Annotated in this window: 16 protein-coding genes and 1 pseudogene; 11 read left to right on the top strand and 6 right to left on the bottom strand. The window is 62.5% G+C overall.

The annotated features are described in order from the left end of the window. Positions 1–21: 21 nt before the first annotated feature. From LMG28727_RS12410 to LMG28727_RS12400, 3 genes are all read right to left on the bottom strand, one after another. Entirely contained in the window at positions 22–174 is a 153-nt protein-coding gene (locus tag LMG28727_RS12410) for an oxidoreductase-like domain-containing protein (protein ID WP_236591830.1), read from the bottom strand. 147 nt (positions 175–321) lie between these two features. Beyond that, a complete protein-coding gene (locus LMG28727_RS12405) occupies positions 322–1,086 on the bottom strand; it encodes an SDR family oxidoreductase (protein WP_201642613.1) in 765 nt (254 codons plus the stop codon). Between the two features lie 232 nt (positions 1,087–1,318). Continuing rightward, positions 1,319–2,737, bottom strand: coding sequence for a DUF2252 domain-containing protein (locus LMG28727_RS12400; protein WP_201642612.1), 1,419 nt, complete (start codon positions 2,735–2,737; stop codon positions 1,319–1,321). 394 nt (positions 2,738–3,131) lie between these two features. Here LMG28727_RS12400 and motA point away from each other — a divergent pair, with 394 nt between their 5' ends. The 4 genes from motA (at position 3,132) to LMG28727_RS12380 (ending at position 6,288) form a co-directional block, all read left to right on the top strand. Beyond that, the gene (gene motA, locus LMG28727_RS12395; RefSeq protein WP_201642611.1) at positions 3,132–4,001 is read left to right on the top strand and encodes a flagellar motor stator protein MotA; all 870 of its coding nucleotides are present in this window, start codon (positions 3,132–3,134) and stop codon (positions 3,999–4,001) included. Between the two features lie 22 nt (positions 4,002–4,023). Continuing rightward, complete coding sequence (gene motB, locus LMG28727_RS12390; RefSeq protein WP_201642610.1) at positions 4,024–5,016, top strand: flagellar motor protein MotB; 993 nt, start codon at positions 4,024–4,026, stop codon at positions 5,014–5,016. Positions 5,017–5,152: 136 nt separating this feature from the next. Continuing rightward, positions 5,153–5,836, top strand: coding sequence for a Pr6Pr family membrane protein (locus LMG28727_RS12385; RefSeq protein ID WP_201642609.1), 684 nt, complete (start codon positions 5,153–5,155; stop codon positions 5,834–5,836). 176 nt (positions 5,837–6,012) lie between these two features. Continuing rightward, entirely contained in the window at positions 6,013–6,288 is a 276-nt protein-coding gene (locus LMG28727_RS12380) for a CsbD family protein (protein WP_201642608.1), read from the top strand. Positions 6,289–6,622: 334 nt separating this feature from the next. Here LMG28727_RS12380 and LMG28727_RS12375 read toward each other — a convergent pair. Both LMG28727_RS12375 and LMG28727_RS12370 read right to left on the bottom strand, forming a co-directional pair. Continuing rightward, a pseudogene (locus LMG28727_RS12375) lies at positions 6,623–7,414 on the bottom strand (exodeoxyribonuclease III); the annotation flags it as partial. Positions 7,415–7,438: 24 nt separating this feature from the next. Beyond that, a complete protein-coding gene (locus LMG28727_RS12370) occupies positions 7,439–7,663 on the bottom strand; it encodes a hypothetical protein (RefSeq protein WP_201642607.1) in 225 nt (74 codons plus the stop codon). A 293-nt stretch (positions 7,664–7,956) separates the two neighbouring features. Here LMG28727_RS12370 and LMG28727_RS12365 point away from each other — a divergent pair, with 293 nt between their 5' ends. The 7 genes from LMG28727_RS12365 to LMG28727_RS12335 all read left to right on the top strand — a co-directional run bounded on the left by LMG28727_RS12365 (position 7,957) and on the right by LMG28727_RS12335 (position 15,621). Beyond that, the gene (locus LMG28727_RS12365) at positions 7,957–8,706 is read left to right on the top strand and encodes a 2Fe-2S iron-sulfur cluster-binding protein (protein WP_201642606.1); all 750 of its coding nucleotides are present in this window, start codon (positions 7,957–7,959) and stop codon (positions 8,704–8,706) included. A 13-nt stretch (positions 8,707–8,719) separates the two neighbouring features. After that, complete coding sequence (locus LMG28727_RS12360) at positions 8,720–9,721, top strand: FAD binding domain-containing protein (RefSeq protein ID WP_201642605.1); 1,002 nt, start codon at positions 8,720–8,722, stop codon at positions 9,719–9,721. Next, positions 9,718–11,940, top strand: coding sequence for a xanthine dehydrogenase family protein molybdopterin-binding subunit (locus LMG28727_RS12355; RefSeq protein WP_201642604.1), 2,223 nt, complete (start codon positions 9,718–9,720; stop codon positions 11,938–11,940). The genes LMG28727_RS12360 and LMG28727_RS12355 overlap by 4 nt, the downstream gene beginning before the upstream one ends. A gap of 298 nt (positions 11,941–12,238) precedes the next feature. After that, positions 12,239–12,826, top strand: coding sequence for a nucleotidyltransferase family protein (locus tag LMG28727_RS12350; RefSeq protein ID WP_201642603.1), 588 nt, complete (start codon positions 12,239–12,241; stop codon positions 12,824–12,826). A 140-nt stretch (positions 12,827–12,966) separates the two neighbouring features. Then, positions 12,967–14,481 (top strand): UdgX family uracil-DNA binding protein, encoded by a 1,515-nt coding sequence (locus tag LMG28727_RS12345; RefSeq protein WP_201642602.1) that lies wholly within the window; start codon positions 12,967–12,969, stop codon positions 14,479–14,481. 173 nt (positions 14,482–14,654) lie between these two features. Next, positions 14,655–15,359 carry a PIG-L deacetylase family protein gene (locus LMG28727_RS12340; protein WP_201642601.1) on the top strand — a complete coding sequence of 235 codons (705 nt, stop codon included), beginning with the start codon at positions 14,655–14,657 and terminating at the stop codon, positions 15,357–15,359. A 109-nt stretch (positions 15,360–15,468) separates the two neighbouring features. Beyond that, the gene (locus LMG28727_RS12335) at positions 15,469–15,621 is read left to right on the top strand and encodes a hypothetical protein (RefSeq protein ID WP_008921009.1); all 153 of its coding nucleotides are present in this window, start codon (positions 15,469–15,471) and stop codon (positions 15,619–15,621) included. Between the two features lie 176 nt (positions 15,622–15,797). Here the strand turns inward: LMG28727_RS12335 and LMG28727_RS12330 are convergent, their stop codons facing one another. Beyond that, positions 15,798–16,865: a 2-aminoethylphosphonate aminotransferase gene (locus LMG28727_RS12330; protein ID WP_201642600.1), complete on the bottom strand. Its 1,068-nt coding sequence runs from the start codon at positions 16,863–16,865 to the stop codon at positions 15,798–15,800. Positions 16,866–16,881 lie beyond the last annotated feature (16 nt).

Here is a 16,881-nt window from a genome sequence, read left to right as displayed (position 1 = left end):
GAACTGCCCGCAGCCATCTGGTTATGCGCGAGGCGAACACTGGGACGTCTGCGCCGCCTGCCGCGCCTGCCATTCGGCGAGCGCGGTCTTATAGCGCTCGAGCGCCTCGTCGTAAAGATCGAAAACACATGGACTGCAGCCGCTCTGACAACAGTCTTCAAGTTCGGGCGTCACGGGCGGCTGGGGTTGAGGGTCGTCGACAGATAGGACTTGAGACACGGTGAAAACGCGTTCCGTAAAAGCGGGAAACGCCCAGTATAAGTTGATCCCGCACGGCGTGCTTTGCGCGCCCGCCCCGCTCCGCCATTGCGGGTTCGTCGCTCAGCCGCGCCCGACGTACGGCATCTTGGTCGCCATGATGGTCATGAACTGCACATTCGCCGACAGCGGCAACTCGGCCATATGCAACACGGCATCGGCGACGTGCTGGACGTCCATCAGCGGCTCGATGGCGATTTCGCCGTTGGCTTGCGGCACGCCACGCGCCATCCGCGCGGCCATTTCCGTTTCCGCATTGCCGATGTCGATCTGTCCGCACACGATGTCGTATTTGCGGCCGTCGAGCGACACGGATTTGGTCAGGCCGGTGATCGCGTGTTTGGTGGCCGTGTAGGCGATGCTGTTCGGCCGCGGCGCGTGCGCCGAAATCGAGCCATTGTTGATGATGCGGCCGCCTCGCGGGCTCTGCGTTTTCATCAGGCCGAACGCTTCGCGCGTACACAGGAACACGCCGGTGAGATTGGTATCGACCACCGCCCGCCATTCGTCGATGGCGAGTTGATCGATATCGACCGGCGAATTGCCCCGGCCTGCGTTGTTGAACAGCACGTCGAGCCGGCCACGCCGTTCGCGGATGGTGTTGAACAGCGCCGCAACGCTGTCGGCATCGGTCACGTCGCATGCGACGGCCAACGCGTCGCCGCCGAGATGCTGCGCCTGCTCGACCACCGCGTCGAGCGGCGCCTGGCGACGCCCGGCCAGCACCACGCTGTACCCGTGTTCCAGCATCTTCAGTGCGCATGCCCGGCCAATACCGCTGCCCGCGCCCGTTACGAGTGCCACCTTCTTGGTTCCTGTTGCCGTCACAACGTATCTCCGTGGTTTTGCATGGATGGCTACTTGCGTTCTGGCGGGCCGCTCGGCTCGCCGTTCGCATATCGCCTTTGACCCAGCACATTACAACAGCGGGTCGTCCATCACAAATGCCAGAGGCAACCGTTGAGCGTCGCACGCGCTTTCAACACGCTTTCACTGAGAGTCCGATGCTGGCGCGAGCCGTTTCGTCTGGATCCGCGAACGGCATGCGCACCGCCCTTCGCTAAATTCGGAAATCCGCCGCCATGTCTTCATCCGTGCGCGCGATCAACTCGCCGCTGCGGCATGCTTTCAGGAACACGTCGTAATCGCGCTCGACCTGGTCCGCATAGGCCGTCGCGTAGGCCGTCAACGATTCGGCAAACTGGTCGCCCCGGCCAATGTACGCGCTGACCTCGATCGCCTGGCCGCTCGCTTTTGCATGCGCACGCGCCATGATCCAGCCGCACAGGCGCGCATAGCCGTCCAGCAGGTCGTTGTCGAACAATTCGATATTCGCCGACAACTTCATGTCCCGCAGTTGCCGGAAATAGAACTGCCGCCCGAGCGGACCCGTGGCCCAGCCGAGGAAAATATCGCTCGCGGCCTGCAACATGCGCTGCCCCTGCACGACGCGTTCGCCTTCATGCTTGATCGCCGCCGACTTCGACTGATAGACCTGCGCAATCACCGAAGGCCTGGCTTCCTTGATCTGCAGAAACAGCGGCTTGTTCATGTGATCGACCAGCAGGATCGCCATGCAACGCGTGCCGACGCTGCCCACACCCACCACCTTGAACACCATATCCTGCACCGTGAAGTGATCGAGCAACTCGCGCCGGTCATGCGACATCGTCTTCAGGTACTCGCCCCACATGCGTTCGAGCATCTTGCGCCAGTTGCCACCCTGGAATGCTTCGGTCTCTTCAGGCGTGAACAGCGTATTCGCGCCGAGTACGTGAAAAAGCGCGGGCGGTGCATCGCGAATGGTCCAGTGATCGCCGTCATGCACAGCCATTTTTTCGAGCAGGTTTTCGTGCGTGCGGCTCGCGGCTTTCTCCATCCCGCGCCGCACGGTGCGGCGGCGCTCGGGTGTCAGTGCGGTTTCCGCCATGCGGTCGAACGTGATGCGGTCGTACCAGAGTTCGAGCGCGCCGCATTGCGCGTACTGCGCCATCCGGTCACGATATTCGCCGACCGCCGTCATCACCAGACTTTCGGCGGTGCCCCGGCTCAGGCGCATATGACGCGCGGCCACGACGAGACTCGCGGTCAGGCGTTTCAGATCCCATTCGAATGGACCAATCGACACTTCGTCGAAATCATTCAGGTCGAATACGAGTTGCCGCTCGGGGGTAGCAAAGCCGCCGAAATTCATCAGATGGCCATCGCCGCAGATCGGCATGGTCAGCCCGGTGCTGTGAATCTTGCTGAGGTCGTGAGCCTGCAGGATGGCGGTGCCGCGAAAGAACGTGAATGGCGACGCGGCCATGCGGCCGTAGCGTAGCGGCACCAGGTTCTCGACCCGGCCTTCGCTGCTTTGTCTAAGAAGCGCGACCGGATCGCGCTCCAACTCTCCTACCGCGCGATGGCTCGACCGTTTCGAATGCTCGCGGGCCGCGCGGCCACGCGCTTCGCGTTCGGCGATGGTGCTGGCTTTCATGCTCTCTCCGTTTCTGGCAAGTCTTGACTGGCGGTTCCAGCGACTGCTTCTACTGGCACGACAAAAGCGGAACATCGAATAGCACATGCGAATCGCGATGATAACGGCCGGGCTGCAATGATCGGTAAAAATGTTGCAACCCTATATCCGCTGAGTCGCTCCGATAATCTCAACTGGCCAATCCGTTTGATTGCCAAACAGACAAAATTACCGAAGCGCAGTTCATCAAACTAACTATCCGGTGAATTTTTCTTGTTTCCATTGTTCGCGCACTTCAGCCGCAACGAATCCAGCCGTTAGCCATATATACAAAACTTTTATGACGCACGAAAAAAGGTCTGGAAACAAGACCTGCTCCGATCGGACGTGCGTCGCGCAAGGTAAGGGAGCGAGTATGTTTGTTGCGATTGGCTGGATCGTGGTGATTGGATCCGTAATAGGCAGTTTTGTCGGCGTGGGAGGGCATCTGCCCGCACTCATTCAGCCGTTCGAATTGCTGTGTATTTTCGGAGCGGCAATTGGCGCGTTCGTCGTGAGTAATCCGACTTCCACGCTGAAGAAAACCCTCAAGGCAATTCCGTCATGCTTCAAGGGCGGCGGCTATACAAAAGAAAAATATCTCGAACTGATCGCGCTGCTTTATGAACTGCTTCAGAAGGCGCGTAAGGAAGGGATGATGTCGCTCGAAGCGGATGTCGGCGCGCCGGAAGAAAGCGTGATTTTCCAGAAGTACTCGCACGTGTTGCACGATCATCATCTGCTGGATTTCATCGTCGATTATTTGCGGATGATGTCCGGCGGCAATGTGAACGTGCTCGAAGTACAGGACCTGATGGACGAGGAACTGGCGACGCATCACGCGGAGTCGTCCGTGGCGGCCAATGCGATCCAGAAAATGGCCGATGGCCTGCCCGCTTTCGGCATTGTCGCTGCGGTGATGGGCGTCGTTCACACGATGGGTTCGGTCGGCGCGCCGCCCGCCGTGCTCGGTGAAATGATTGCAGGCGCGTTGGTCGGCACGTTTCTCGGCATCCTGCTCGCGTATGGTTTTATCGGTCCGGTTGCGGACTTGCTGAATGCGAAGGGCCGCGCCGAAGCCAAACCGTTTCAGTGTGTAAAGGCCGTGTTGCTCGCGTCGCTGTCCGGCTACGCGCCGCCGATCGCGGTCGAATTCGGCCGCAAGGTGCTGTTCACCGCCGATCGCCCGAGTTTCCAGGAGCTCGACGACGCGGTGCGCGCCACCAAGATGCCGAAGTCGGCCTGATCGCGGAGACGGGAGCATTACGATGAGCGAAAGAAGATCGCGCGGGTCGGATCAGGCCGACACCGCCCCGGCACCGGTAATCGTGCGTCGCTCGAAAAAAGGCGATGACCACGGCGCCCATCACGGCGGCGCATGGAAAATAGCCTACGCCGATTTCGTGACCGCGATGATGGCGTTTTTCCTGCTGATGTGGCTGCTCGGCTCCACCTCGAAGTTTGAAAAGCAGGGCATCGAAGATTATTTCAACACGCCGTTGTCCAGCCTGCTAGGCGGCAACCAGGGCACGGCGGCAGCGCGGCCTAGCGTGGTGGAAGGCGGCGGCCGCGACATTTCCGATACGCGGCCGGGTGTCGGCAAGCGCAGTCAGACCGAACCGACGCCGCCGAGGGCCGCCACGCCAGCCGTGTCACCGGCCGACACTGCCCGGCTGGAGCAATTGAAAGCGAAGTTGTCGGTGTTGATCGAGCAGACACCTGCGTTGAAGGCGTTCAAGGATCAGATCCGTATTTCGATCACGAACGAAGGGCTGCGTATCGAGATCGTCGATTCGCAGAACCGGCCTATGTTCGCGTCGGGCAGCTCGAAGCTGCAACCGTACGCAGTGACGATCCTCACGCAGATCGGCGCAGCGCTGAACGACGTCGACAACCGCATGTCCATTGCCGGCCATACCGACGCGGTGCCCTATACCGCTGGCCCCGACGGCTATTCGAACTGGGAGTTGTCGTCCGAACGCGCGAACGCTGCGCGCCGTGCGCTGGTGGCCGGCGGCATGCACGATGACAAGCTCCTGCAGGTACGCGGACTCGCCGACGTGTTGCCGCTCGATAAAGACGTCGTCGATCAGCCGGTTAATCGGCGCATCAGCATTCTGATTCTGAATAAGGCTGCAGAACAGGCGTTTTTCCACGACGGCGGACGGACTACGATCGATGAAGCGTCGCCCGCGAGTTCAGCGATTCCCGCTGTCGTCGAACGCTTGCAGCCGGTAACGGGTTCGCATCGCACGCCGTAGTTTTTCTGGAACGCGTATGCGTTAGTCGAGTTAGTCGAGTTACTCGAGTTACTCGCGCGAAGGTTGGCAGCGCGAATGGCAGGCGCCTTTTTAACGCACACTGCAAAGCGCGCGGCCTGTGGTTAGAATCGTTCGCATGCACCCTAACCCTCCTCAGCAACGGGAGCCCGAGCTTCCGTTGCATACGCCCAGTGTGTCGTCGGTGACGTTGGCGTCGGTCATTGCCGTCATTGCCTGGGTCGCGCTCATCGCGCAAGCCAATGTCACGATCGATCGCACACTCGCACGCGGGCTGACCGTCTTCGACGGATTGGCACGCATGAGCAGTTATCTGACCAATCTGACCGTGCTCGCCTGTGCGGTCTGTTTTACGTGCGTCGCGCTGCGCACCCACAGGTCTGCTGGCGTGCGATTTTTCCGCCAACCCACCGTGGTCAGCGCAGTCGTCGTGTATATGGTTTTTGTCGGAGTCGCCTACAACCTGCTGTTGCGAGGTTACTGGTCGCCTGCGCCGCTCAGGCGCATACTCACCGAATCGCTGCACAGTGTCCTGCCGATGCTCACCGCGCTCTACTGGGTGCTGTTCGTGCCGCGGTTTCATGTGCGGTGGCGGCACTGTCTGCTGTGGCTCGTGTATCCGGTCGCGTATCTGGTCGTGACCTTGTGGCGCGGAAGTCTGTCGGATTTTTATCCCTACCCTTTCATCAATGTCGACACGCTAGGCGTCGAGCATGTGATGATCAATTCCGCGCTGCTGTTCGGTGGATTCCTGATGTTGATGGCGGTATTCATCGGCATCAACTTCCGCCGCAGACGTTAGCGAGAGCATTAAGAATTCGCTTCATCTTCCGCGCTCCTTTTTCGCGGGCGCGCTTCTTGCGCGCTGTCTGGTGGACGTAAGCCGTCGCTGCTGGGCGGGGCTTGCGCAACCCTTGAGGCGGGCGCGTTGCAATTGCGGAGCGCTCGCACGTAAATATGACATTGGGAGCACATTCGATGGACATCAATTCAGCGGAAGGCGCAGTGAAGGAAGTGGCGGGCAAGGTTCAAGGTGCAGTCGGCGATGCGCTGGGCGACACCAGCACTCAACTGGCCGGCAAGGCCAGGGAACTCAGCGGCAAAGCCCAACAGTTGTGTGCGAGCACGACCAGCCTGGTGCGCGAGACCACGGCGGAAAGCCCGTTCACCGCGATTGCGGTAGTGGCGCTGGCGGGGTTTGTCGCGGGCGCGCTGTGGTCGCGGGGCGCAGGGGATCGCGATTATCGCCGCTGATTTTTCAACGCGTTGAGTATCGGGCGATCTGCTTCTAGCGATCGCCCGAGGTGCTTTTTTTGCGCGGCGCGCTTTTTCGCGTGGGCGGTTTTACGCTCTTTTCTGCGCTCTTCGTTGCTGGGCTCTTCGTTGCTGGGCTCTGCGTTGCCGCCCTCTTCGTTGCCGCCCTCTTCGTTGCTGCGCTCTTCGTTGCCGCACTCTTCGTTGCCGCACTCTTCGTTGCTGCGCTCTTCGTTGCCGCGCTCTTCGTTGCCGCGCTCTTCGTTGCCGTACTCTTCGTTGCCGTACTCTTCGTTGCCGCGCTCTTCGTTGCCGCGCTCTTCGTTGCCGCACTCTTCTTCACACCCATATCCAGTTCGACCCAGGTCGGCGCGTGATCGCTGGCATGCGCTTCACCACGAACCCAACGGTCAACTCCAGCGTCGCGCAAACGGGGCGCGAGGTCAGCGCTGAGGAGAAGATGATCGATACGCAGCCCCGAATTCGTATCCCAATGACGGCGGAAATAGTCCCAGAAGGTGTAGACCCGCTCGTCACCAAAATGCGCGCGTAGTGCGTCGGTCCAACCTTGCGCTAGCAACTTGCGATAACGCTCGCGGGTTTCGGGTTGCAATAGCGCATCCTTCAGCCATGACCGCGGGTTATAGATGTCTTCGTCGGTAGGCACGACATTGAAGTCGCCTGCCAGCACCACCGGATGACCGCTTTTAAATAGCTTCGCCGCATGCGCGATGAAGTGATCGAACCATGCCAGCTTGTAATCGAATTTCGGCCCCGGCTGCGGATTGCCGTTCGGCAGGTATAAACACGCAATCAGCACGCCGCCCACCGCCGCTTCGAGATAGCGGCTATGGGTGTCCGCTTCGAACCCGGGCAAACCACGGCGGCTTTCTATCGGTGCGTCTCCTTTAGAAAGAATCGCCACTCCGTTCCATGCGCTCTGCCCTTGCCAGATAGCACCATAGCCCGCGTCGCGTAACGCGTCGACCGGAAAGGCGCTGTCCACCGCCTTGAGTTCCTGCAGGCACACGACGTCAGGCGCTTCGCGCTCGAGCCATTGCAGCAGTGCGGGCAACCGCGAACGGATACCGTTGATGTTGAATGTCGCGATGCGAAGCTTCGCCACGATGTTTCCTCGTTGTGTGCCGGCTTAGTTCGCCGCTGTCGCTGAATCACACCACTCCATCGCCCAGGATCGCGCGCATGAAATGGCATCGCCTTCATTCGTGAAGGAATCGATATCGCCCGAATCGTGCGACTGGACATGCTCGTTTTTGCGCGGCATCCGGGTGATTTTTGCTCTGGCGTAATAGACGCCCTCATCGGCGTGACGGGCGCGGCAATCGATATGGAAATGCTTGTAGTCGAACTGCATGAATGCTCCTTCTAACAGGCTTCATCTGACCAGCTAAAGCATTGCCTGTACCTGGATGAACCCTGGGTGAATGTCGGCCCAGAGGATCGCGATCGCCCGCGTCAACCCCGCTTTCTTGCTGATTTCCAAAAAACGGTGTTTCGTAAAACGTTGCATCTACAACGGCACTGAATTTGCTACTTACTGTCATAGTGCAATGACGAAGTGCACCTGTAGTCCAGTTGAACGCGACGCTTCGGAGATCGACGCATCGCTAGCCTGCATTGACCTTTCAATGGAGTCAACAGAACGTCATGTCCAAGCATAACGAATGTCAGGATTCCGGCGACCCCGCCGCCACTCCGCAAAAACCCGTCCAACCCTCGCGGCGCCGCTTTCTTCAGTCCGCTGCCGCCGCTGCGACCGTTGGCGCCGCGCCGCATCTGCGCGCACAAACACAAACGCCCGCTGAAGCGCCGCCTGCTCAGGCCAATCCCGCCGTACCGCCGCGCCCCGTCACGTTGACGATTAACGGTCGCGCTTATACGTTGCAACTCGAACCGCGTGTGACGCTACTCGACGCACTGCGCGAATACGCGGGGCTGATGGGCACGAAAAAAGGCTGTGACCGGGGCCAGTGCGGCGCGTGCACGGTGCTCGCCGACGGCCGCCGCATCAACTCGTGTCTAACGCTTGCGGTGATGCACGAGGGCGAAAACCTCACGACGGTCGAAGGGCTCGCCACGAATAATGCATTGAGTCCAATGCAACGCGCGTTCATCGAACACGATGCGTTCCAGTGCGGCTACTGTACGCCCGGGCAGTTGTGTTCCGCGACCGCCCTGCTCAACGAATTCCGCAACGGCACCGCCAGCACGGTAACGGCCGATGTGCGCCGCCGCCCGCCCCAGCTTTCCGACGATGAAATCCGCGAACGCATGAGCGGCAACATCTGCCGCTGCGGCGCGTACGCGAATATCGTGGCCGCCGTGCGCGCGGTGCATGACGGTGGCGGTGAAAGCAGCAGCGTGACTGTCAAACCCGATTTCCACCGCAACGTCTGACGGAGCGACCAGCATGGATGCGATCTCTTATGAACGCGCCGGCGACGTCGCCAGCGCAGTGCGTGCGGCGCAACAGCCAGGCGCGATGTTTATCGGCGGCGGCACGAATCTGCTCGATCTGATGAAGGGCGGTGTCGAACGGCCCATGCGGCTGATCGACATTACGCATATCAGTGGGCTCGATACGGTGAGCACGCTGCCGGATGGCGGCATCCGGATCGGCGCGTTGGTCCGCAACAGCGACGCCGCGAATCACGCCCTGGTGCGCGAGCAATATCCGTTGCTCTCGCAGGCGTTTCTTGCGGGCGCGTCGTCGCAACTGCGCAATATGGCGACCGTGGGCGGCAATCTGCTGCAACGCACACGTTGCGGCTACTTCTACGACACAGCCTTTACGCAGTGCAATAAGCGCATGCCTGGCAGCGGTTGCGCGGCACTCGGCGGCCACAACCGTACGCATGCGATTCTCGGCGCGAGTCCGCAATGCATCGCCGTGAATCCGTCGGATATGAGCGTAGCGCTGGCCGCACTCGATGCCGTCGTCCGCGTGAACGGCCCGGCTGGCGAGCGGACCATTGCGTTCGCCGATTTCCACCGCCTGCCCGCCGACCGGCCCGACGTCGACACCACGTTGCGGCCCGGCGAACTGATCACCGCAGTCGATCTCCCCCCGCCGCTGTTCAGCGCGAACTCCCACTATCTGAAAGTACGTGACCGCGCCAGTTACGCATTCGCACTGGTGTCGGTCGCGGCTGCGCTGCAGATGGACGGCGATCGCGTGAGCACCGCGCGCATCGCGTTAGGCGGCGTCGCGCACAAGCCGTGGCGGGCGAGCGCGGCAGAGCAGATGCTCAACGGTCAGCCGCTCACGCAGAACACGCTGAAAAATGCCGCCGCCGCCGCGCTGAGCAACGCGCAGCCGCAGCACGACAACCGCTTCAAGGTGCAGCTCGCGCAACGCGCGATCGTGCGCGCCGTCAATCAGGCTGCTGGCCGCACCGGAGGTGTCGCATGAATCTGATCGGTCAACCGCTCGACCGCATTGACGGTCTGCTCAAAGTGATCGGCGAAGCGCGTTACGCCGCCGAATTCCCCGAAGCGCGGCTCGCGCATGCGGTGCTCGTCACCAGCACGATTGCGAGCGGCACGATTGCGTCGATCGATGCAAGCCGCGCTCAAGCCGTCCCCGGCGTACTGCTCGTGATGACGTACCAGAACGCGCCGCGTCTGCCGAACGGCGGCAAGCCGCCGCTGGCACCGCCCGCCGGTCGCCGCCTGTCGCTGTTGCAGGATAACGAAGTGCACTACAACAACGAGCCGGTCGCCGTGGTCGTCGCCGATACGCTCGAACATGCAACCGATGCCGCGCGTCAGTTGCACATCGTCTATCAGCCCAGCACCGCAAGCGTGGATTTCGCGCTGGCCAAACCGAACGCGCATGCGCCGGTGAAGCCGCAAGGACGGCAGACCGACACGCAGCGCGGCAGCTTCGAGGACGGCATGCAAAACGGCACGGTGCACGTCGATGCAACGTACACGACGCCAATCGAACATCACAACCCGATGGAGCCGCACGCCACGATGGCGATCTGGGACGGCCCGCAACTCACGCTCTACGATTCGACCCAGGGCGTCAGCAGCGCGGCGTTGGCGGTCGCGAAAACGCTCGGCGTTTCGCCTGGCGACGTGCGCGTCATTTCACCGTTCGTCGGCGGCGGCTTTGGCTGCAAAGGCTCGTCGTGGTCGCACGTGTCGTTGTGCGCGATGGCGTCGAAACAGACTGGCCGACCGGTGCGACTCGTGCTCGAACGGCCGCAGATGTTCGGCCCGGTTGGCGCGCGGCCCCGCACCGAACAGCACTTCGTGCTCGCCGCACGGCGCGATGGCACGTTGACGGCGATGCGCCATGACAGCATCTCCAATACCTCGGTGATCGAAGACTGGACGGAGACCTGCTGCATGGTCACGCGCATGCTCTACGCCGTGCCCAATCAGGTGACGACGCATCGAATCGTGCCGCTCAATCTCGGCACGCCGACCTTCATGCGCGCGCCGGGTGAAACCACCGGCTCGTTCGCGCTCGAATCGGCGATGGACGAACTCGCTGTCGCGTTGAAGATGGACCCGCTCGCGCTGCGCATCAAGAATTATGCGGACGCCGATCCGCAGGAAAACAAGCCGTTTTCGGGTAAATCGCTGCACGAGTGTTATCAGATCGGTGCGCAAAAATTCGGTTGGTCCCGGCGCAGCAGCGCACCCCGTTCAATGCGCGAAGGCAACACGCTGATCGGCCTCGGGATGGCAACCGCGACGTATCCCGCCAACCGCAGCGAAGCTGCCGCCATCGCGCGGATTCTGCCGGACGGTACCGCGATGGTGGCCTCGGGCACCCAGGACATCGGCACCGGCACCTACACGGTGATGACCCAGGTCGCCGCCGACGCGCTCGGCTTCGCGCCTGAGAACATCCACTTCGCACTCGGCGACTCATCGTTGCCGCGCGCGCCGGTGTCGGGCGGCTCGCAATCGGCGGCCAGCGTCTCGCCCGCCGTGCGCGACGCGGCGAACGAGGCGCGCAGTCAGTTGATCGCGCTGGCGCTCGCCGACCAGGCGTCGCCGGTGTACGGCATCGCGCTCGACGACATCACCGTGGAAAACGGCTGGGTCACGAGCCGTTCGCAGCCCGCGAAGCGTGATCCGGCGGCGGCGATCATCGCGCGCTCGGGCGGCAAGCCGATCGAAGCAACCTCGACGGTCAAGCCCGGCGACGAAAAGCAGAAGTACTCGTTCCACTCGTTCGGCGCGGTGTTTGTCGAAGTCCACGTCGACGCCGACTTGGGGACGATCCGCGTGCCGCGCGTCGTCGGCGTGTACGACGTGGGGCGCGTGCTCAACCAGAAGACGGCGCATAGTCAGTTGATGGGCGGGATTGTCTGGGGCATCGGTGCAGCACTCCAGGAAGAGACGTCGGTGGATACGCGGTACGGCCGCTTCACCAACGCGAATCTCGCGGAGTACCACGTACCGGTGAATGCCGATATCGGCGCGCTCGACATCACGTTCATCGATCGCCCTGATCCGTATATCAACTCGCTCGGTGTACGGGGGATTGGCGAGATCGGCATTACCGGGGTGTCGGCGGCGATCGCCAATGCGGTGTATCACGCGACCGGGGTGCGAGTGCGGGATCTGCCGGTCACGCTGGACAAGGTGATGCAGACCACGGCGGTTTAGCGGGTTGCGGGCGTGAGTGGTTGGGGGCGTTCCGCACGTTCGACGTAGCTGGAACGCCCCGCGCGTTGTGATCGCTCGTGACGGTGGTTCGGGATGCCCGGCACCCGGCGCATTCGGGCGCGCTTCATATTGAAATGGATTCCCGTCAACTCAACGCAACGCGACACCATTCGACCAGGCTGGCCGCGTTGCGCTTGCATAAACACCACTCCACCGGCGTGATACGACTTTATTCACGCTTGCCTGTGACCGCATTGCATCGCACAATCATTCTCACTTTCGCTACCGGTGCCCGCCCATGGCCTACGCCTCGCTCGCCACTGGCGTGTTGCTCGCCGCCGGCTTTGGTTCGCGCTTTGATCCAGGCGGAATGCACAACAAACTGCTTGCGCGTATGCCCGATGGCACGCCGGTCGCGCACGAAGCCGCGCACCGCCTGCTGCGGGTCGTGACGCGCGTGCTGGCTGTGGTGCGGCCCGGTTCCGACGCGCTCGCCCGTCTGCTGAACGACGCGGGCTGCGATGTGGTGTTCGCAGCCGACGCCGGACGCGGCATGGGCGCGAGCCTCGCCGCCGGTATCGAAGCCTGCGACGACGCCGAAGGCTGGATCGTCGCGCTGGCGGACATGCCGCGCATCGCCACCACGACGATCGAAGCCGTGGCCCGCGCGCTCGACGACGGCGCCTCGCTCGCCGCGCCGTTTTATCAGGGACAACGGGGTCATCCGGTGGGCTTCGGCATCGAGCATCGCGACGCGTTACTCACGCTCGACGGCGACACCGGTGCGAAGTCATTGCTGATGTCGCAATATGTGACGAGGCTGGACGTCGACGATCCGGGTATTTTGCGCGACGTCGATACGCCTGAGGATCTGCGCAACGTCTAGCCTGGCGAGCGGCCCGCCCGTTGCGCGCGATGGGCTTGATTCCGGCACACCTTCAGGCGCATACTGTATATCCATACAGTATTTTATCCGCTTTGCTTCACGGCGTGCCGGTCTCGCGGCGCGGGGCATTGCATGTCCGCATGAAGCGCATTTCGATCGAACCGTCCTTTGCCGCATGGCGCCTCGCGGCGCGGGAACTGCTGCGTCAACGCATCGAACCCGGGTCGGTCGAGTGGGTTGAAGGCGGAGAGAACGCGGCAGAGTCGTTTACCCGTCAGGCGGCCAGCCCTGTCCTCGTTACGCCAGCCATACCGCGCGAGTTGCTCAAGTGGCTGAAAGCCGCCGCATGTTTTCGTGCACCGGATCGTTGGGCACTCCTCTATCGCGTCTTATGGCGCTGGACGCAGGGCGAGCGCGCCGTCGTCAATCCGGAAGACCCGGACGGCGCGTTGCTGGCACCGCGCGTTCAGGCCGTCGAGCAGGAAACCGGCAAGCTTCTTGGGCTCACGTTGTTCCGCAGGCGCGATCCTGCCATGGGACTGCCGGAATTCGTCGGCTGGAGCGAGCCGCAGCACGACGTGCTGGCGCACGTCGCAGAACTATTCGTCGAGCGCATGGGCGAATCCACATGGATGCTGGCCACGCCGCAAGGCGCGGTGTTCTGGAATGGCATGCTGCTGCGCATCCGGCAACCGGCCGTTGAGGAAAACGGGCCGACCGCCCACGTTTTATCAGCGAACGCACTGACTGGCGAAGCCATCACCAGCGAATCCACCGAGGCCCTCTGGCTCGCCTGCTACGCCAGCGCCTGCGTCTCCGGCACCGTGCCGGCAACCATCTCGTTGCGCTACTGGCGCATGCCGCCTGCCGGCCCACCGCTACCCGCCCGCGTCGCGCGCGAACGCAGCCGCCTCGGCGCGCAAAGCGCCGCTGTCGCCGTTGCGCAGCCTCCGCCGGTCGAATATTCGGCGATAACGCCGCCATTACGCGAGCCGACCGGACCGCTGGCCACCTGCCGGCGCTGCGCATTGTGGCGCAATGCAAAGCAGGCCGTCGCCGGCGTCGGGCCAGCGCACGCAACGATCATGGCCATCGGCGAACAACCTGGCGAGCATGAAAATCAGCATGGCAAGCCATTTACGGGCGCAGCCGGACAACTGCTGGACATCGTGCTGGCACGCGCAGGTCTCGCACGCGACAAGCTGTACCTGACCTATGCGGTCAAACACTACAAATGGGAGACGCCTAATCAACAGCTACAACGGCAATCCGGTCAACGGCGGGTTCATCGCACGCCAGAGCCTCGGGAAGTCGAGGCATGCCAGTTCTGGCTGGAGCAGGAGTTGTCACGAGTCGCGCCGCGTGTGGTCGTCACGCTCGGCGCAACCGCGCTGAAGGCACTGACCGGAGCGCATGTCAATTTGTCGGAATATCTTGGGCAGACCATCACTCATGGCGGGCATCTGATCGTGCCGAGCTGGCATCCGTCCTATGCGCTGAGAACGGTTGAGGCCGAGCTGCGCGAGGAGGTCATCGCGACCATAGTGACGGCGTTCCGCCGCGCGGCATTGCTGGCGGCGGGCGCGGAGCCGGGTTGGTTGGGACACAGTCTCATTGGCGAAGGTGAGCCAATTCGGGAGACGCCGCCGCCGTGACGGTGAGCTTCTGCGGGAAGCGGTGGCCGTGCGCCCCCAGGCATGCCACTTGCGCACACCACAACCGCTCCGCAAGCGGCCCAGATTCCGCCTAAGCTGATGTGACGCCGCATTTTTCGCAAAAGCACCTGCTGCAAAGACGCAGCGACGCACACTTCAACCCTCCCCGTCCCATGAGCGAAACCAGCCCACGCCTTTTCATCGTCTCACCCCATTTCGACGATGCCGTCTTCAGTTGCGGCGCCCTGCTCGCCGCCCATCCGGACGCAGCGGTTTGCACGGTATTCGCCGCGCCACCCGAGCATCAGATGCATACCGAATGGGACGAAAGGTCGGGCTTCGCGAACGCCCATGAAGCGATCCACGAGCGCACGCTGGAGGACAATCGCGCACTCGAAGTGCTCGACGCGATTCCGCTGCGCATGCCGTTTCGCGACAGCCAGTATTCGGATTCGCCATCGATCAGCAAAATGGCCGCAGCGCTGGAGGAAACCATTTATCGCACGACCGCCAACACGCTGCTGATGCCGCTCGGCCTGTTTCACGACGATCACGTGCGGGTTTTCGAAGCCTGCTGCGAAATCCTGCCGCGTCTGTCGCATCTGGAGTGGTTCGGTTACGAGGAAGCCATTCACCGGCGCACGCCGGGTGTCGTTCAGGCGCGCCTCGCGGACCTTGCGCAGCGCGGTGTCGTGGCGACGCCGACGCATCCGAGCGCGGGCCATACGATCGATGTGCAGCGCCGCTTGCAGCTCAAGCGCGAAGCGGTCAATGCGTATGCCAGCCAGTTGCGGGCATTCGGCGCGGGTAATTACGATGACATCTTCGCCACCGAACGCTACTGGCAATTGAGCGTCGGACGTCGGGCGAGAAAGTAACGGAGCGATACGCGCGGCCAGCGCCTACGCTTGAAGAGAGCCGCTGAAACCTGGCGCAAATCGGGTTTGGTTGACCGATCGACACGCGCTTTCACTACGAGGTGATGTCATGAGTTACGACATGCATACCAGTCCGATTCCCGACCCCAATGCCGATCCGAACCGGGACCCGGAAGCCGACCCGCTGGTGCCACCGTCGCCCGGCCATCATGTGGAAGAGCCGCAGCGGCCCGATGGGCCGCCGGATAAAGATCCGGTTTGATTGCCGGGCGCCGTGGCCGCAGGGCACGGCAAAGCACGGCAAAGCACGGCCAAATGTGTGGCTCGGCTCGCCGGTGTGTGCCGAAGGCGGCTGCGTTCCGGATCGCGATCCGTCATCGCAGCCGCCTTGCGCGACGATGGCCAGGTTCACTGGCCCGTCTACTCACCGCATACCACTCAGCGCATCAGGTCCGAAAAACCCTGCAACAGACGCTCAATGTCAGCCGCATGAATATTGCCCATCGTCGAAATGCGGAACAATTCGGCCGACAAACCGCCTTGCCCTGCATAGATGACGAAGCCGCGCGCCTTCAGCGCATCGTGCAGTTGCGGATAGGCGATGCCATCCGGCAACCGGTACGCGCGCAACACGACCGACGACTGTTCCGGCGGCAACACGCTAGCCATCCCTCGCCCGGCCAATCCCACCCGCGCCTGCTCGGCCAATGCGGCATAACGCTGATGACGCGCGCGCCAGCCACCCTCGTCGGCGATTTCGCGCAGTGCTTCGACCAGTGCGTAGTACGCGTGAACTGACGGTGTGAACGGCGTATTGCGCTGATCCTGCAAACGCGCGAGACGCCCGAGGTCCAGATAGTACGTGCGGCTCGCCGCCTGCGCCAACGCGACACGCCGCACCAGCACGAACGACGCGCCCGGCACACCATGCAGACATTTGTTCGCGGTGGCCGCGACCGCGTCGAGACTGGTGTCGGCGAAATCGATCGGCTCCGCGCCGAAGCTGCTGACGCCGTCCACCAGCAACCGCAAACCCCGTTCGCGACACAACGCGCCAAGCGCAGCCAGATCGTTCAACCGGCCGGTCGTGGTTTCGTGATGAATCACCGCGACGTGCGTGAACGCTTTGTCTGCGTCGAGGCGTTCGGCGATCTTCGCGAGATCGGGCGCCTGCATCCAGTCGTGCTTCAGCGATTCATGCGCGATGCCGTATTGCGTGGCGATCTGCGAAATACGCTCGCCGTACACGCCGTTTTCCACGACCAGCAACTTGCCGTTTTGCGGCACCAGCGCAGCGGTCATGCTTTCGACCGCCGCCGTGCCGGAACCCGTCATCAGTACGGCTTGCCATTCGCCGCCGTCGAGCCCATACAGCTCGACCAGCCGCGTGCGCGCCTCTTCCTGCAAATCGAAAAACTCGCTTTCGCGATGGCACAAATCCGTCTGCAACAGGCTGTTGCGGACACGTTCGGTCAGCGTCACCGGACCGGGATTGAGCAGCAACATAAGCGCTTCTCCTCGC

Source organism: Paraburkholderia metrosideri (assembly GCF_904848625.1).
Taxonomy (GTDB): domain Bacteria; phylum Pseudomonadota; class Gammaproteobacteria; order Burkholderiales; family Burkholderiaceae; genus Paraburkholderia; species Paraburkholderia metrosideri.
Note: the sequence above shows the minus strand (reverse complement) of the source record. Positions and strands in the feature narration are given on the sequence as shown.

Excerpts from the sequence above, each read along its gene's own strand:
- LMG28727_RS12345 (WP_201642602.1), top strand. The coding sequence starts at position 12,967 with ATGAAGCGCATTTCGATCGAACCGTCCTTTGCCGCATGGCGCCTCGCG.
- LMG28727_RS12330 (WP_201642600.1), bottom strand. The coding sequence starts at position 16,865 with ATGTTGCTGCTCAATCCCGGTCCGGTGACGCTGACCGAACGTGTCCGC.
- LMG28727_RS12360 (WP_201642605.1), top strand. The coding sequence starts at position 8,720 with ATGGATGCGATCTCTTATGAACGCGCCGGCGACGTCGCCAGCGCAGTG.
- motA (WP_201642611.1), top strand. The coding sequence starts at position 3,132 with ATGTTTGTTGCGATTGGCTGGATCGTGGTGATTGGATCCGTAATAGGC.
- LMG28727_RS12400 (WP_201642612.1), bottom strand. The coding sequence starts at position 2,737 with ATGAAAGCCAGCACCATCGCCGAACGCGAAGCGCGTGGCCGCGCGGCC.
- LMG28727_RS12355 (WP_201642604.1), top strand. The coding sequence starts at position 9,718 with ATGAATCTGATCGGTCAACCGCTCGACCGCATTGACGGTCTGCTCAAA.
- LMG28727_RS12350 (WP_201642603.1), top strand. The coding sequence starts at position 12,239 with ATGGCCTACGCCTCGCTCGCCACTGGCGTGTTGCTCGCCGCCGGCTTT.
- LMG28727_RS12385 (WP_201642609.1), top strand. The coding sequence starts at position 5,153 with ATGCACCCTAACCCTCCTCAGCAACGGGAGCCCGAGCTTCCGTTGCAT.
- LMG28727_RS12365 (WP_201642606.1), top strand. The coding sequence starts at position 7,957 with ATGTCCAAGCATAACGAATGTCAGGATTCCGGCGACCCCGCCGCCACT.
- LMG28727_RS12370 (WP_201642607.1), bottom strand. The coding sequence starts at position 7,663 with ATGCAGTTCGACTACAAGCATTTCCATATCGATTGCCGCGCCCGTCAC.
- LMG28727_RS12335 (WP_008921009.1), top strand. The coding sequence starts at position 15,469 with ATGAGTTACGACATGCATACCAGTCCGATTCCCGACCCCAATGCCGAT.
- LMG28727_RS12340 (WP_201642601.1), top strand. The coding sequence starts at position 14,655 with ATGAGCGAAACCAGCCCACGCCTTTTCATCGTCTCACCCCATTTCGAC.
- LMG28727_RS12380 (WP_201642608.1), top strand. The coding sequence starts at position 6,013 with ATGGACATCAATTCAGCGGAAGGCGCAGTGAAGGAAGTGGCGGGCAAG.
- motB (WP_201642610.1), top strand. The coding sequence starts at position 4,024 with ATGAGCGAAAGAAGATCGCGCGGGTCGGATCAGGCCGACACCGCCCCG.